Below are 15,864 nucleotides of genomic sequence, written 5' to 3' on the forward strand. Positions count from 1 at the left end.
GGCTGTTGGCGGCCATCGCCGGCGCCGGAGGAACCGGCAAGAGCGCCCTGCTCGACGAGCTGGAAAGCCGGTTTGCCGCGCGCGGTGTTGAGGTCAGGCGCATCCGTGACGACCAGGGCTGCTGCGCCTTGCCAACGCGCGGGGCGGTCCTCGTCGACTCGGCCCAGATGCTCGGCGACGACGCGCTGTCTAGGATCCACGCCCTCGTCGCCGCTCCTGAGGTGAGCCTGGTGGTCGCTTATCGTCCTCGGCGGATATCGAACGCCTTGGAGCTGCTGGTGCGCGAACTCGAACAGCACCATGCCCCCGTGGTGCTGGGGCCGCTCACCGCCGTCGAGGTCGCCGAACGCGCCTCCCGGCTCCAGGACGTGCCGGAACCGGAGGCCTTGGCCCGCGTGGTTGTCGAGGCTACCGGCGGACTGCCCTGGCTGGTGCATCGATATCTCGCCGCCGCGACCGCCGGTTGGCGCGGTGCCTTTTCGAAGGACAACGACAGTCAGCTCCCGCCCGGCCTGCTGGACCAGCTGGCTTACGAGCTCGACAGGCTGGAGCCCACGCTCCGGCAGCTGCTGCTGCTTCTTGCCGTGGGCTTCGACCTATCGGCCGCCGCCCGGCCGGTGGAGGAACTCGGCAATCCCGACCTGCTCGTGCTCGAGGCCAAGGATGCCGGCCTGATGCTCCCCGATGGCCGGCTGGTCCCGCTGCTGCGCCGTGCCCTGCTGGAGACGACGCCCGCCCACCAGCTGCACGGCCTGCAAAGGGCCCTGGTCGACTCCCTGACTGCCGGTGGACTTCCTCTTGGCCGCGCGGCCCGGCCGCTCGCGCACAACGGGCTTAGGGACCCCCGGGTCGCGGCCGCGCTGGAGCGTGCGGCAGACCGTGCCCTTCCCACCCAGCCCGGCCTCGCTGCGGAGCTCTACGACGAAGCCCGGGCAGCGGGAGCGGAGGGGCTCGAGACCGCGGCCCGGCGCGCCCAGGCGGCCTATGTGCTGGGCGACCTCGACGGCGCCGGCCGGATCCTGGACCGGTTGCTGGTGCAGGACGATGCCCCGGACGTGCTCCGCGCTGCCGACGTCGCCGCGGCAATGTGGGCACAGCGCGGCATGTTCCTGCGCGGAGCCGATGTCTACCGCTGGCTCGGTCCGGAGCGAGCCGGCGCCTCGGCACCGCTGGCGGTTGTCGCCATGGTCGCCACCGGGGACCGCCATGGAGCGGAGGAGATGGCCGCCGCTCCGCCCGCGACCGGTTCGCCCACGCTGAAGGCCGTGGCCGTCCGGCTGATGGCCCAAGGCACCCTGGCGACCATCGGCGATGCGCCCGCGCAGGTCCTGCCGACATTGATCCGGGCCTCCGACATGATGACCGCATCCGGGTCGCTCGACCCAGTGCCCGAACTGCCCGCGGCCCTCGCCGCGCTGGCCGCGTTGCATGGCGGCGAACTCGAGATTGCGGATTCCGTCCTCACCGCGGCTATCGACGGCGGCCAAGGCGGAACCGTCGGCCGCCGGCGACTGCTGCTGCTTCGGGCGTGGTCACGCATGCTGCAGGACCGTCCCGAAGGTGCCCGGGCCGCCATGGCCGAGGCCGCCGCCGTCGATCATCCCGTCGCGCCGCGCGACGAACTGCTGCTGCTCGCCCTCGACGTGGGACTCGCCCGCCGGACGGACGACGTCCCGGCGCTGGTGCGGGCCTGGCGGCGGGCTCGCGAAGGCCTTCTCCACGTGGCCATCGACCTGTTCAGCCTGCTGCCTCTCGGCGAACTGATGGTGGCAGCGGCAAGGCTCCGGGAGACCGCCAGGCTGGAGCCGCACCTCGCCGAGGCGTGGTCATTGCTGGACCGGCTGGGCGACCCGCCCCTGTGGGCCGTTCCGCTGCACTGGCAGGCCGTCCAGGCCGGCATCCTCTCCGAGCGCCCCGCGGATTTGGCACCGCACGCCGCTGCCCTGGTCAGAGCCTCGCGCAGCAACCATCTGGCCGCCGTGCTCGCGGCCGCCGGCCGGGCCTGGGTGCAGGTGCTGTCGGGGCAGGTGGAGGCGGACGCCGTCGAGACCGCCGCCAGGGGGCTGGCCACAGTCGGCTTGACCTGGGACGGTTCGAGGCTCGCGGGCCACGCAGCCGGACGCGCGGAGGAGCGCCGCGATACCACGAGGCTCCTCGCCTGCGCGCGCGATCTCCATCCGGGATCGGCCGACACCATGGATCCGGTCCAGGCGCCGGCACCGGCCGAGCCGCCGCTGGAGCGGCGCCCGGCCGCCCTCGGCAGGGCTGGCCTGCCGCCTTCGCTGTCGCAGCAGGCAGATTCCGGGCAGAGCTCGCGGCTCAGCACGCGCGAGCGCGACGTGGCCCGGCATGTCCTGGCCGGGAAGACCTACCGGGAGATTGGCGAGGCGATGTTCATCTCGCCGCGGACCGCCGAGCACCACATCGCGCGGATCCGCCGGCGGCTCGGTGCCTCCTCACGCTCCGAACTGCTAGACCAGCTGCGGCTTGAGCTCGTTGACGAGGCCCCCTCATCCGGGGGTCCCCCACCCCCCGTGCCTTAGGGCCCCTCCCTCCCTAATCGGGGGCGGCCGGATCCCCCCACCATCGGGGTTTCGGTAGGGGAACTATCACCGATGCCGGCCCCGCTCGCCCGGACCTACGTTGGAACCAGCCAAGCACCGAGCCTGGCGAACGACCTTCACACGCACATTCGAATGAGGAGTTTGCAATGACGACTTCGATCACGACCATGCTGGTTGATTTCCTCATGGACCTGTTCCGCGACCCGGACAAGGCCGCGGAATTCCGCGACGATCCCGAGCGCGTACTCCAGGAGGCCGGCCTTGAGGGGGTCTGCAGCCGGGATGTCGACGCAGTCCGCCCCGTCATCCTGGACTTCGCTCCGGTTTCCGTCGACTCGTCCTTCGACCGGGAGTACAACACCGGCCGCAACGAGTCCTCCATCGAGGACAACAACCCGTTCAACCCGGTCAGCGGCGGCAACGACGACAACGGCGGAGGCGGCGGCTGGGACCGGGACGACGACGACAACGGCCGGCATGACGACGATGACGACCACGACTGGGACGACGACGATGACGACGATGGCTGGGATGACGACCATCATCACGCCGTCACGCAGCTGACCCACATCCTGAACCACTACTCCTACACCTCGGAGGTTGACGACCGCGACACCATCGTCGACCAGTCCGTGAACCAGAACATCTGGGCCGACGGCGACGTCCACCAGATCTTCGACAACGATTCCGTGGTCGCCTCCGGCGATGACGCCGTGGCCGCAGGCGACGACGCGAACGTGGCCAACGGCGACGACTCCATCGCTGCCGGCGGCGACGTCGACCAGGACAACTCGGAAGACAACTCCACCAACATCGATGTCGAGGGCAACGCGGACGTCGAAATCGACAGCGACGACACCCTGGTCAACGATTCGTTCAACACCGACGTCGACATCGACGACTCCTACAACGAGGACAACAGCGAAGACAACGACGGCATCGACGGCAACGGCAACACCGTGGACATCGATGAGACCAACGTCGATGTGTCGCTTGAGGACTCCTTCAACGACAACTCCGACAACTCCGTCAACGACTCTTACAACGACGAAACCGAAGTCGCCATCGAGGACTCCTTCCAGGACAACTCCGAGGTCGACAACTCCCACAACCTCGACAATGTCGGCAACGAGGAGATCAACGTCGACATCGAGGATTCCTTCCAGGACAACTCGGAGGTCGACAACTCCGACAACCTGGACCTCGTCGTCGAGGATTCCTTCCAGGACAACTCGACCGACGTCGGCGACGTCGACGTCACCCAGACGGAAATCGGCGACATCGACGCCGAGTTCACCGAGATCGAGGATTCGACCATCGTTGCGGACAACGAGGTGGACGTCGAAGCGAACACCGAGGTCACCGTCGAAGACTGATCCTTTCGGACTTCACGGCGCACAGCCGGCCCGGCAGGAAGGGAGGGAGTTCCTGCCGGGCAGGTCTGTGCTTAACGCTGGCACGCAGGAGGAGGCAGGTATGGCTGAGTTGGCCAAACTCGTGGAGCAGAGCATCGCACTGGCAGCGGAGGCCGATCGGACGGATCTGCGCCGGAGGCTGGAGCAGACCCGGCGGCGGGTGCTCGATCCGGCCGTCCGCGTCATCGTGGTCGGCGAGTTCAAGCAGGGCAAGAGCAAACTGATCAACGCGCTCGTCAACGCCCCCGTCTGTCCGGTCGATGACGACATCGCTACCTCCGTGCCCACCGTGGTCCGGCACGGAAGTCCGGCCTCCGCCAGGATCATGGTCCCCCGGGACGGCGGCGAGGACACCGGCGGCGAGCCCGAACTCGAGCGCCGCGAGGTGCCGATCGAGGACCTGGCCCGCTACGTGTCCGAGAACGGCAATTCCGGCAACCGGCACCGGCTGGCCGCCGCGGAAGTCTTCCTCCCGCGCAAGCTCCTCTCCGGCGGGCTCACCCTGGTGGACTCCCCGGGAGTCGGCGGGCTCAATTCGACCCACTCCTTCACCACGCTCACCGCGCTGCCGACGGCGGATGCCATGCTCCTGGTCTCCGACGCCTCGCAGGAGTACACCGAGCCGGAGATCCGCTTCCTGCGCCAGGCCATGCGGATCTGCCCGAACGTCGCCTGCGTGCTGACCAAGACGGACCTCTACCCGCAATGGCGGCAGGTGGCCGCACTCGACCGGACCCATCTGGCGGAGGCAGCCCCCGGCGTCGGGCTCTTCCCCGTCTCCGCCGACCTGCGGCTGCATGCCGCCCGGCTACAGGACACCGAGCTCAACGCCGAGTCGGGGTTCCCGGAGCTGATCGCCTACCTCCGCCAGGACGTGCTCGGGCGCGCCGAGCAGCTGCAGCGCCGCTCGGTGGCGCAGGACCTGCTCTCGGCCTCCGACCATCTGCGCCTGTCGCTGCAGTCGGAGCTCAGCGCCCTGCAGGACCCGGAGAGCACGCCCGCGATGATCGCCGGGCTGGAGGCCGCGAGGCAGCGCGCCGACGACCTGCGCCGCCGCTCGTCGCGCTGGCAGGTGACGCTCAATGACGGGATCAGCGACCTCATTTCCGACTTGGAGCATGACCTGCGCGACCGGCTGCGGCGGATCCAGCGCGAAGCGGAGGAGGCCATCGACCTCTCGGATCCGGGCAAGATGTGGCCGCAGTTCGTCGAATGGCTCGAGCAGCGCAGCGCCGCCGCCGTCTCCGACACCTTCGTCTGGACCAGCGAACGCGGCCAGTGGCTGGCCGCCGAGGTCGCGGGGCACTTCGCCGAGGACGAGCCGCCCCTGCCCATGCTCCGGGTCGAAGACACCGAGGACGTGCTGGACCCGGTGGAGCTGGTGCCTGAGCTGGACCCGGGCCGGCTCGGACCCATCGAGAAGGTGCTGATCGGCATGCGCGGCTCCTACGGCGGCGTGCTCATGTTCGGCCTGCTCACCGGGCTCATGGGCATGGCCCTGGTCAACCCGCTCTCCGTCGGCGCGGGCCTGCTGCTCGGCGGCAAGGCCTACCGCGAGGACAAGGAAAACCGGCTCAAGCGGCGCCAGGCCGACGCCAAGAACCTGGTCCGCCGCTACATCGACGACGTCATCTTCCAGGTCGGTAAGCAACTCAAGGACCGCCTCCGCCTGATCCAGCGCGCCACCCGCGACCACTTCACGGAGATCGCCGAAGAGCACCACCGCTCCCTCGGCGATTCCGTGGCCGCCGCGCAGAAGGCGGCGACCACCTACGCGAAGGAGAGCGAGCAGCGCATCCGGGCGATCCAGCTCGAACTCAGGAAGGTCGAGGCACTGCATAAGCAAGCCCAGTCCCTCGCGCCGGAGTCGGCGCTGGCGGGCCGGCCGTGACGCTCCGGCCGGCTGCCACGGGCCCCTCCGGCATCGGTGCGGAGGTCGCCGCCCTGGTGCGGGACGCCGCCGTTGTTTACGACGGCGACGCGCACGCGTCCGCTCTGCTCGCCGGTTACGCGCAGCGGCTTCGGGAGCCGCTGCGCGTGGCCATCGCCGGCATGGTCAAAGCCGGCAAGTCAACCCTGCTGAATGCGATCATCGGCGAAGAGATCGCGCCGACGGACACCGGCGAGTGCACCAGGATCGTCACGTGGTACCGATACGGCGATACCCCGGGGATCACCCTGTACCCGGCCGATCCGGCGGCCGAGCCCCGTTCGCTGCCGGTGCGGCGCTCGGCCGGCCGGCTGCAGTTCGACCTCGGCGGGTTCCGGGCCGAAGACGTGGCGCGGCTGGTGGTGGACTGGCCGGCCCGCAGCCTGCGCGAGCTGACCCTCATCGACACCCCCGGGATCGCCTCGCTGTCCACGGACGTGTCCGCTCGGGCCAGCAGCTTCCTGCTGCCGGAGGACAAGCCTTCCGAGGCGGATGCCGCCGTCTACCTGATGCGCCACCTGCACGCCTCGGACCTGAACTTCCTGGAGGCCTTCCGGGATACCGCCACCGGGCAGTCAGGCACGGTCAATGCGCTGGCCGTGCTCTCGCGTGCGGACGAGATCGGCGCCGGACGGATCGACTCACTGCTCTCGGCTGCCGGCATCGCCGAACGCTACCGGCAGGACCCCGGGCTGCGGACGCTGGCCCTGGGCGTGGTGCCGATCGCCGGCCTGCTCGCCCAAAGCGCGCGCACCCTGCGCCAGCGGGAGTTCGCCATGCTGCGGGACGTTGCCCGGCTGGACCGCAACGCCCGCGAACGGCTGCTGCTCTCCGCGGACCGCTTCGTGCGAGCCGGCGGCGCAGGAGGCACCGGCGGAGAAGCCGCCGGCTTCGGAGGCACCGAGCGGGAGCGCGCCGAGCTGCTGGACCGGTTCGGACTGTTCGGCATCCGCCTGGCCGCGGTGCTGATCCGCGGCGGCACCGCAGATCCCACGGAGCTGGCCCACGAGCTGGCGCGGCGCAGCGGACTGGACGACCTGCTGCAGCTGCTGGCCGGCCAGTTCAGGGCCCGCGCTGAGCACCTCAAGGCCCGCACCGCGCTCATCGGCGTGGAGAAGCTGCTGCGCGAGCGGCCGCGCACGGGGACCGCGCCGCTGGAGGCAGCGCTGGAGAGGATCCAGTCGAACGCCCACGAGTTCCGCGAGCTGCGGCTGCTGGCGGACGCCCGCACCGCAGGCCTCGGTCTCGCTCCGGCAGACGCCCGGGAAGCCGAGCGGCTGATCGGCGGCCAAGGCGTGGGGCCCGCCCGGCGGCTGGGACTGGACGAGGACGCCACCGGCGCCGAGCTGCGCGAACGGGCGCTGGAAAGCCTCCACCGCTGGCGGGCGCTGGCCGCCAACCCGCTCACCGGCCGGTGCGCCGCCGGCGTGTGCCAGGTGGTCCAGCGCAGCTGCGAAGCGCTTCTCACCCAGCTGCCTCCTGCTCCGGGCCGGCCGCAGCAGGAGGCAGCGGGAAAGTCCGGGCTGCCGGTGCCGGCGGGTTCAGTTAAGGCCGGGGTCCAATGACGCCGTAACGCGCGTCATTGCAGCCTGCGGCGGGTCGGCTCGTGCGTGGCCCGGAACCACCGCTCCGCCCCCGGCAGCAAGCTGGTCAGCAGCCCGGCGGCGGCGAGCGCCAGCTGGGCCAGGAGCAGCACGCGGAGATAGGGTCCCTGCTCGGCGACGTCCACCAGGACGGCGTCGGCGAGCACCGTAGCGCCGCCGTGGAGCAGCAGGACTCCCAGCTGGACCCACCGGACGCCGCTGCGCCGGCGCATCAGTGCGGCCAGGAGCACCATCTCCACCAGCACCACCAGTCCCACGACGGCCAGGCTGCCCCAGAGTACCGCGGAGGCCACGGCGTGCAGCGTGTCCGCGTCCGCCTGCTGCATCCCGTTGATCAGCTGGCGCAGCCGCTCCAGTTCCTTGTCCCTGGCGAAATAGGCGATCGTCCCCATCAGCGCCGCCGCGAGGAAACTCAGGATCCATGCGGCCCGGGCGGCCTTGATGGTTCCGGGCGGCGGGATGCGCGCGTGGATCGGCGCCGGCGTAAGGTCCGACATTTGCGGCCGGCGCGGCATGGTGCGCTCCGGCGCCCGCTGTTCCCCCAGACGGCGTGAAGCGGAATCCCCCGGTTCCTGTCCTTCAGACATGGCCTGTAATGTATCCGCCGCGGGGGCGGGATGCAACCACTGTCCGAAATTAGCGGACGAACTCCGGAACGCCGCTGGAGCGCAGCGCCGCCTGCAGCCGGTCCTGGTGGTATGCCGGCAGCGGCGGCAGGTCATCGAGCGGAAACCAGCCCACCTCGGAGGACTCGTCGTCGTTCACCCTTGCCTCGCCGGACACGTAGCGGCAGCGGAAGGTCAGCGTCAGGAACTGCGCCCGGTCGCCGTTGACGAACTCCATCGGCCCGCCTGCATAGACCTCGGCCAGGTGTTCGACCTCGGCTACCACCGAGGTCTCCTCGTAGATCTCGCGGACCATGCCCACCGCCGGCTGCTCCCCCGGCTCGAGGATGCCGGTGATCAGCGTCCACACCCCGTTGTCGGCGCGCCGGCCGAGCAGCACGCGGCCCTCCCCGTCGAGCACCACCGCGGTGGTCCCGGGCAGCCAGAGCAGGTCGTGGCCGATTTTCTTGCGCAGCTCAAGGATGAAGTCAGGGGTGGGCATTCCCCCAGCCTACTGTCCGGCGCCCGCCGGCCGGCGCAGCCGGGCTCACCCCGACGCCGGGAGCGCCAGCGTCAGCAGCGCGCCCGCAATCATGAACGGCCCGAACGGGATGGCCGATTTCAGGCCTGCCCGCCGCAGCGCCATCATCGCGACCCCGTACAGTCCGCCGAGCAGGAACGCCGCGAACGTCCCCCACAGCAGCAGGATCCAGTCCACGTAGCCCAGGTACAGCCCCAGCACGCCGGCCAGTTTGACGTCCCCGAAGCCCATCCCTGCCGGATACACGAACCGGACGGCAAAGTAGAAGAGCCACAGCAGCGCCCCGCCCGCCGCGAGCCCCCACAACCGGCCCGGCTCGCCGCCGGCGAGCGCCGCCGTGCCCAGCAGGACGCCGGCAACCGGGTAGGCCGGGAAGACGATCCGGTTGGGCAGCCGGTGGGTGCGCAGGTCTATCCAGCTCAGCCGCGCCCCGATGACCAGCAGGTAGGCTCCGGCGGCCAGCAGCGCGCCGAACGCGAGCGGGTATGCCGGCCACAGCCGCGCCAGTTCCAGGAGCATGGTCCCAACGTACTTCACCGCCGGCGCACAGCCGGGGGCGAAGACCTACACTGTGGATATGGTCAGCCCGACGGACGCCGAACGCTTCCGCTGCCTGTGCCGCTCCTCGCCCTGGCGCTGGCAGAGCCTGCGCTTCGAGTACCACGCCCTGCCCTCCGGTTCCGAAAGCCAGGACGCTTCGGCAGCGGCCGGCCTTCGCGCCTGGGCCCGGCGGCCGAACGCGCTGCGCGTCGAATCGATCGACGGCCTGCTGCTCTACAGCACCAAGGACATCAACGATTCCAAGGACGACTTCTATGTCAGTGCCACCCGCCGCTCCTGGCTGCTGCCTCCGCAGCTGGTCCATCCCGTCTACACCAACGAGGGCCTGGTCCGCCGCCGCCCGGAGGCCGCCTACGGCGAACCCGTCTTCGGCAACGGCCGATGGTCGTCCATGCTGGACCCGGTGGAGCTGGCCGGCCCGGCGCCCGTGTCCTTCGAGACGCCGTATGCCAACGTAGCGGAACTGCTGAGCGTCGAGGAGGCTGAGCACGAGGGCCGCGGGGTGCTGGAGGCCATCCTCTCCCCGAACCAGGGCTATCGCCCGTACGACGCCGGCCATCCGCTACTTGCGCCCGGCAGGACTTTGGTGCGGCTCGACCGCGAGACAGCCGTCTGCGTCTACAGCCTCGCCCTGGACGGGCCCGGCGCGGGCGCCGGCCACAGCCTGGCCATCCGAGGCGTCGACGAATACATGCTGGACGACCTGTTCGTCGAGGTGAGCATGAACCTCACCGATGTGCGCGCCCACATCCCCTGGCCGCTGCAGCCCGGGCCGCCCTGAGCCCTCGAGGGTTCCCGGCGAGCACGGGAAACAGCGTGACGGCGGGAAAGCCGCAGGCACCGTAAGCCGCCCGAAGAAAAGCCCGGGCCCCGGCGTTTGGGGGCGATGCCGAGGCCCGGGTTCTTTCATCGACGGCACCTTCCGGTGCCACCTGCGCGGTTGCCGGACATCCGTCCTGCCCGGCAGCCGCAGCTGCAGGTTCCCCAACCATGGCCCGGCCCTATTGGGAAAACCCTTGGCCGGTGAACCGATAAAGGGTGATCCGCGCCACCCCCCAACATTAGGGGGCGGGATGGGGCAAATTGGGGGTTGTTACTCGTATCACCAACCAGCACTATGGAACCAGCATTCGTTGGGGGTGCTTACTACGAGGGGGACGTCGTGGAGCAAATGTCAGTCGGGCATGCCATGCCCATTTCCGTCAAAATCATTGGCAACCTGCAGGTCCACCGGGGTGAAACGGTCTTGACCGCGGCCTCGCTGGGCGGCCCGAAGCCCAGGCAGATCTTCGAAATCCTGCTGCTGAACCTGGGCACGCCGGTGTCCAAGGACCGGCTCATCGATCTTCTCTGGGGCGGCCGCGCACCCGGCGAAGCGTTGGCCACCTTGGAAAGCTATGTCAGCGTGCTGCGGCGCAACCTGCAGCCGGGCTGCGCGAAGACCGGCCCGCTGCGGACCGCGAACGGCGGCTACGTGCTGGAGCAGTCGCTCGTGGACCTGGACCTGCACCGGTTCAACGCGCTGATGCTCCGCGCCGAGCACAGCACGCCCGCCGAGGCCTACCCGCTGCTGGTCGAGGCGCTGGCCCTGGCGACCGGGCCGCTGCTCAGCGACGAACTCGCACCGGAGTGGGCCGGAGAGGCGCGGGAAAACCATGCCGCCGATGTCACGGCCGTGCAGATCATGGCGGCGGAGGCCGCGCACGCCGCAGGCCAGGCCGACAAGGCCGTGCACTGGAGCCAGCAGGCCGTGGCGGCCGAGCCGCTGAACGAACGGGCCTGGTCCGCGCTGGTCAGCGGATACGAGGCGGCCGGCCGCTATTCCGAGGGCCTGCAGGCCTACGACAAGTGCCGCCGGCTGCTCGACCGCGACCTCGGCTGCACCCCGGGCCCCGGGCTCCGCGCCGCGCACGCCCGGCTGCTGCAGGCCACGGCGGCCTCCGACGGCGACCTGTCGGAAGTGCTCGAGGCGCTGCTGTATCTCAATGACCAGATGCACAGCCATACGCTGCAGCCGGCCGCCCGGGCGGCGGTTCCGGCCAAGTCCCGTTCATTCCCGGCAGGCGCCGGGCACGAACGGGCCGGCAGGGTCATCAGCACCTTCCTGAACCGCGCCCTGGCCACCGCCTAGGCGCAAGAGGTGCGCCGGCGCCGTCGTACTTGGCTAGCTGCATACGCGACCGGACGCGCCGCCACAAGGCGTCATCGACCCTTGTGGCGGCGCGACCCGCCATCCGCGGCTATGTACATCGGTTCAGCCATGGCGCATACTGCATTATGACCGTGTCGGGGGGCTTGGGTTGGGGACTTGCTATGGCCGAAGGAATACGGGATACGTCCCGAGTCGTGGTCGTTGACGACCATACGACATTTGCGGAACTGCTGTCGGATGCATTGGACCGGCAGGAGGATTTGGAGAATGCGGGCACCGCCAGCGGCGTCCGGGAAGGCATCGCCCTGTGCCGGGCGGAACAGCCGGACGTGGTGGTCATGGACTACCACCTGCCGGACGGCAACGGGCTGGACGCGGCGCGTGAAATCCTGGCGGACCGTCCGGATACCAGGATCATCATGCTCACCGGCAATGCCGCCGCGGACATCCTGGCGCAGGCGGCAGGGTCGGGCATCTGCGGTTTCCTGCCGAAGGACGGATCGCTGACCACCTTGCTGGACACCCTGCGGCACGCCCGGAGCGGATCAATGGTGATCCATCCGTCGCTGCTCGCCATGATCGGCAAGCAGACGGTGCCGGAGCAGCCTGACGCGCCGGCGTTGACCACGCGCGAACGGCAGGTCCTGACGCTGATGGCCCAGGGGCACGATGTGCGGGCCAATGCCAAGCACCTGGGCATCACGGAGAACACCTGCCGCGGCTACGTGAAGTCCATCCTTGCGAAGCTGGACGCGCACACGCAATTGGAAGCTGTCGCCGTCGCCGGCCGGCTGGGGCTGCTGGCCTCCGGCCACCATGAGTAGCACGCTCGAGGTCCGAACACCCGAGCAGCGCGATCCGGAACCGGGCAGCAGACCCGGCAACGGGACGCGCCGGCGTGCCCGGCGCGGGATGCCTGCCCGCCTCGCCGGTTTCGTCCGCCGGTCCGATCCTGCCGGGTTCGGCTCGGACCGCGCTGACCGTTCGGAGCTGCACAAGGCCATGCGGCGCTTCGCCATCAGCACCTTCGCAACGCTGCTGATCGTCGTCGTACCGGTGGTGTTCGGTGCCAGCGCGATCGCGCGGGAGCAGGCGCTGGACCACGCGATCCAGCGCACGCAGGGAACCGCGGACTTCGCCGTCGGCCCCTTCGTCACCGAACACCTGGTGCAGCGCCACCCGGAAGACCTGGCCTGGATGGACCGCCTGCTCGCTCCGCGGTTCGAACGCAACGCGATCATGCGGATCAAGATCTGGTCCAGTGACGGCACCATCCTCTATTCAGACCAGCATTCGCTGATCGGCCGGAACTTCGGGCTGCCGGAAGGCTCCGACCGGCTGCTGGCCGGGGGCCCGGGCTTCGCGCATTTCGAGGAACAGAGCGAGTCCGAGAACCAGCTGGAGGCCGGTTCCGGCAAGCTCGTCGAGGTATACGTCGGCACGAACAGCGCCGCCGGGGAACCGATCATCTTCGAGATCTACTACACGGCGCACGAGGTGGAAGCGGACCAGCGGGGCATGATGCTCGGCATCCTCCCGCCGATCCTTGGCGCGCTGGCCGTCCTGCAGCTGGTCCAGCTGGTGCCCGCCCTGCGCATGGCCCAGCGCCTGCAGCGGGACAACGCCACCAAGCGGGCCCTGCTGCAGCAGGCCATCGACGCCTCCGAAGTGGAGCGCCAGCGGCTCGCCCGCGACCTGCATGACGAGGTGATCCAGGACCTCTCCGGACTGGCCTACTCGCTCGAATCCTACGAGCTGCAGGACCGCCCGCCCGGCCGGGAGTTCCTGGGCCGCACGCGCATGCTGGTGCAGGACAACATCAGCACCCTGCGCGGCATCACCACCGAGCTCTACCCGCCGGACCTGGCGGCCCTCGGCCTGGCCGGAGCCCTGGAACGGCTCGGCGACCCGGTGCGCGCCCGCAACATGGCCTGGTCGCTGCGGCTCCACGGGGCGCCGGAGACCGACGAGCAGCAATCCGCGCTGCTGTACCGGGCGGCCCGGGAGGCCGTCACGAACGCCGTCAAGCATGCTGGTGGTGCGAGCCTGGTCAGCGTTTCGCTCACGCGCACCGCCTCGGGGCACCTCGAGCTTGCGGTGTACGACGACGGCGAGGGGTTCGTGCCGGCCGCCGCCGAACGGGCGGGGCACTTCGGCCTGCAGATCCTGCAGGACACGGTGCAGGCCGCCGGAGGAACGTTGTCGCTGCATTCGGCACCCGGACAGGGGACGGAGGTCCTGGTCAGGCTGCCCGCGTGATACACAAGGGAGATGACGCGACTGACCGAGCTGTGGCCGCTCTTCGGCCTGACCCTGGGGGCCGGCGACCTGACGTTGCGTCCGGTCGCCGATGACGACCTTCCGCCGCTGGTCGATGCCGTCCTGAGCGGCATCCACGAGCCCGGCGAGTCGCCGTTTGCATTCCCGTGGACCGATGTCCCGCCCGAAGACCTGCCGCGCAACACCGCCATGCATGTCTGGCAGCTGCGCTCGAAAACCAGCCCGGGCAGCTGGTCGCTCCTGTTCGGCGTGTGGCGCCGCGGGGAATTCCTGGGCTGCCAGGAACTGCTCGCGTCGAGCTTCGCCGAGACCCGGACCGTCAGCACCGGCTCCTGGCTTAGGCGATCGGCACAGGGGCAAGGTGTCGGCACCGGGATGCGCGCCGCCGTCGTCGGTTATGCCTTCGACTACCTGGGCGCGGAAGTCGCGGAGAGCGAGGCGATGGACTTCAACAAGGCTTCCCTAGCCGTGTCCCGGTCGCTCGGCTACAAACCCAACGGGGTCTGGCGCCATTCCGGCGGCCGCAGCCAGGTCACCAATATGCAGCGGATGCGCCTGGTGCCCGAGGACTTCCGGCGGCCGGAATGGACGCTCGAGGTTGCGGGCCACCCGGAGGCGGCCCGCTTCCTCGGCGTGCAGGCTGCCTAGATTTCCGCGCCCTCGAGCAGCTCGGTCACCAGCGCCGCGATCGGCGAGCGCTCGGACCGCGTCAGGGTGATGTGGCCGAAGAGCGGGTGGCCCTTGAGGGTCTCCACCACGGCGGCGATACCGTCGTGCCGTCCGACCCGCAGGTTGTCCCGCTGCGCGACGTCGTGGGTCAGCACGATCTTCGAGTTCTGGCCGATCCGGCTCATGACCGTCAGCAGGACGTTCTTCTCCAGGGACTGCGCCTCGTCGACGATCACGAACGCGTCGTGCAGGGAGCGGCCGCGGATGTGCGTGAGGGGCAGGACCTCGAGCATGCCCCGGTCCATCACTTCCTCGACCACCTCGGTGGAAACCAGCGCGCCCAGCGTGTCGAAGACGGCCTGCGCCCAGGGGTTCATCTTCTCCGACTCGGAGCCCGGGAGGTAGCCCAGCTCCTGGCCGCCCACGGCGTACAGCGGCCGGAAGACCACCACCTTGCGGTGCTCGCGGCGTTCCAGCACGGCTTCCAGGCCGGCGCAGAGGGCCAGCGCCGACTTGCCGGTACCGGCGCGGCCGCCCAGGGAAACGATGCCGACCTCCTGGTCCATCAGCAGGTCGATCGCCAGCCGCTGCTCGGCCGAGCGGCCGTGCAGCCCGAAGACGTCGCGGTCCCCCTTGACCAGGCGGACCTGCTTGTCGGCCCCGACGCGGCCCAGCGCGGAGCCGCTGTTGGACAGGAGGACCAGGCCGGTATTGCTCGGCATCTCGGCCGCCGCCGGGATGAAGACGGGCTCGTGGTTGTACAGCGCGTTGACGTCGTCCTCGAAGACCTCCAGCTCGGCGACGCCGGTCCAGCCCGAGTCCTTCACCAGCTCATTTCGGTACTCGTCCGCCTGCAGCCCCATCGCAGAGGCCTTCACGCGCATCGGCAGGTCCTTGGAGACCACCGTGACGTTCTTGCCCTCGTCGGCGAGGTTCTTCGCCACAGCCAGGATCCGGCTGTCGTTGTCGCCGCCGCGGAAGCCCGCGGGCAGCACGTCCGGCGAAATGTGGTTCAGCTCCACCCGCAGCGATCCGCCCTCTTCCCCGAGAGGGATCGCGTGGTTCAGGCCGCCGTGCTCGACCCGCAGGTCGTCCAGCAGGCGCAGCGCCTTCCGGGCGAAGTAGCCAAGTTCCGGATCGTGCCGCTTGGCCTCCAGCTCGGTAATGACGACGACGGGCAGGATCACTTCGTGCTCCGCGAAACGTTTCAGGGCGAGCGGGTCGGACAGCAGGACCGACGTATCGAGCACGAAGGACTGGGCCGTTGGCGCCGCCGGTTCCAAGCCGGGCTGCCCTTCCGGACCGGAAACAAGAGGACCGGCGGCAGCGGCGGAAACATCCGGTTCCTTCGCCGCGCGGCCGGTCCTGGCAGCTTGACTCGTCATTTCAAAGGTGGCCACATTAACTCCCGTCCGGAGCGCAGTTGCTCCGAATCGTTCGGATTGGGGCGACTCGGCAAGGCCACCTGGCCGGTACCGGCCTCCCCCCATGCTTCTGCATGTGGCGACCTCCCGATCAATCGGCGGGGTTGCCGATCGATACC

Annotated in this window: 13 protein-coding genes; 9 read left to right on the forward strand and 4 right to left on the reverse strand. The window is 69.8% G+C overall.

Annotated features, from left to right (window positions below):
- Nucleotides 1-5 precede the first annotated feature (5 nt).
- The 4 genes from AHIS1636_RS00330 to AHIS1636_RS00345 all read left to right on the forward strand — a co-directional run bounded on the left by AHIS1636_RS00330 (nucleotide 6) and on the right by AHIS1636_RS00345 (nucleotide 7,474).
- Complete coding sequence (locus AHIS1636_RS00330) at nucleotides 6-2,543, forward strand: LuxR C-terminal-related transcriptional regulator (protein ID WP_264793816.1); 2,538 nt, start codon at nucleotides 6-8, stop codon at nucleotides 2,541-2,543.
- A 167-nt stretch (nucleotides 2,544-2,710) separates the two neighbouring features.
- Entirely contained in the window at nucleotides 2,711-3,940 is a 1,230-nt protein-coding gene (locus tag AHIS1636_RS00335) for an IniB N-terminal domain-containing protein (RefSeq protein WP_264793817.1), read from the forward strand.
- A 100-nt stretch (nucleotides 3,941-4,040) separates the two neighbouring features.
- Nucleotides 4,041-5,870, forward strand: coding sequence for a dynamin family protein (locus AHIS1636_RS00340; protein WP_264793818.1), 1,830 nt, complete (start codon nucleotides 4,041-4,043; stop codon nucleotides 5,868-5,870).
- The gene (locus AHIS1636_RS00345; protein WP_264793819.1) at nucleotides 5,867-7,474 is read left to right on the forward strand and encodes a dynamin family protein; all 1,608 of its coding nucleotides are present in this window, start codon (nucleotides 5,867-5,869) and stop codon (nucleotides 7,472-7,474) included. The genes AHIS1636_RS00340 and AHIS1636_RS00345 overlap by 4 nt, the downstream gene beginning before the upstream one ends.
- A gap of 14 nt (nucleotides 7,475-7,488) precedes the next feature.
- On the opposite strand, the gene AHIS1636_RS00350 is transcribed toward AHIS1636_RS00345, so the two are convergent.
- The 3 genes from AHIS1636_RS00350 to AHIS1636_RS00360 are packed head-to-tail and all read right to left on the reverse strand — an operon-like array spanning nucleotide 7,489 to nucleotide 9,178.
- A complete protein-coding gene (locus AHIS1636_RS00350) occupies nucleotides 7,489-8,100 on the reverse strand; it encodes a hypothetical protein (RefSeq protein WP_264793820.1) in 612 nt (203 codons plus the stop codon).
- Between the two features lie 49 nt (nucleotides 8,101-8,149).
- Nucleotides 8,150-8,620, reverse strand: a complete 471-nt coding sequence (locus AHIS1636_RS00355; protein ID WP_264793821.1) for an NUDIX hydrolase — start codon at nucleotides 8,618-8,620, stop codon at nucleotides 8,150-8,152.
- 45 nt (nucleotides 8,621-8,665) lie between these two features.
- Nucleotides 8,666-9,178, reverse strand: a complete 513-nt coding sequence (locus AHIS1636_RS00360; RefSeq protein WP_264793822.1) for a prepilin peptidase — start codon at nucleotides 9,176-9,178, stop codon at nucleotides 8,666-8,668.
- A gap of 58 nt (nucleotides 9,179-9,236) precedes the next feature.
- Between AHIS1636_RS00360 and AHIS1636_RS00365 the strand changes: the two genes are divergently transcribed.
- The 5 genes from AHIS1636_RS00365 (at nucleotide 9,237) to AHIS1636_RS00385 (ending at nucleotide 14,300) form a co-directional block, all read left to right on the forward strand.
- Nucleotides 9,237-10,001: a hypothetical protein gene (locus tag AHIS1636_RS00365; RefSeq protein ID WP_264794162.1), complete on the forward strand. Its 765-nt coding sequence runs from the start codon at nucleotides 9,237-9,239 to the stop codon at nucleotides 9,999-10,001.
- 390 nt (nucleotides 10,002-10,391) lie between these two features.
- Nucleotides 10,392-11,351: an AfsR/SARP family transcriptional regulator gene (locus AHIS1636_RS00370; RefSeq protein ID WP_264794163.1), complete on the forward strand. Its 960-nt coding sequence runs from the start codon at nucleotides 10,392-10,394 to the stop codon at nucleotides 11,349-11,351.
- Nucleotides 11,352-11,533: 182 nt separating this feature from the next.
- Nucleotides 11,534-12,196: a response regulator transcription factor gene (locus AHIS1636_RS00375; RefSeq protein WP_264793823.1), complete on the forward strand. Its 663-nt coding sequence runs from the start codon at nucleotides 11,534-11,536 to the stop codon at nucleotides 12,194-12,196.
- The gene (locus AHIS1636_RS00380) at nucleotides 12,189-13,631 is read left to right on the forward strand and encodes a sensor histidine kinase (protein ID WP_264793824.1); all 1,443 of its coding nucleotides are present in this window, start codon (nucleotides 12,189-12,191) and stop codon (nucleotides 13,629-13,631) included. The genes AHIS1636_RS00375 and AHIS1636_RS00380 overlap by 8 nt, the downstream gene beginning before the upstream one ends.
- A 12-nt stretch (nucleotides 13,632-13,643) precedes the next feature.
- Nucleotides 13,644-14,300 carry a GNAT family N-acetyltransferase gene (locus AHIS1636_RS00385; RefSeq protein ID WP_264793825.1) on the forward strand — a complete coding sequence of 219 codons (657 nt, stop codon included), beginning with the start codon at nucleotides 13,644-13,646 and terminating at the stop codon, nucleotides 14,298-14,300.
- On the opposite strand, the gene phoH2 is transcribed toward AHIS1636_RS00385, so the two are convergent.
- Entirely contained in the window at nucleotides 14,297-15,706 is a 1,410-nt protein-coding gene (phoH2, locus tag AHIS1636_RS00390; protein WP_264794164.1) for an RNA 5'-3' helicase PhoH2, read from the reverse strand. The genes AHIS1636_RS00385 and phoH2 overlap by 4 nt on opposite strands.
- Between the last annotated feature and the right edge of the window lie 158 nt (nucleotides 15,707-15,864).

Origin of the sequence: Arthrobacter mangrovi (assembly GCF_026011795.1) — a bacterium.
GTDB lineage: Bacteria > Actinomycetota > Actinomycetes > Actinomycetales > Micrococcaceae > Crystallibacter > Crystallibacter mangrovi.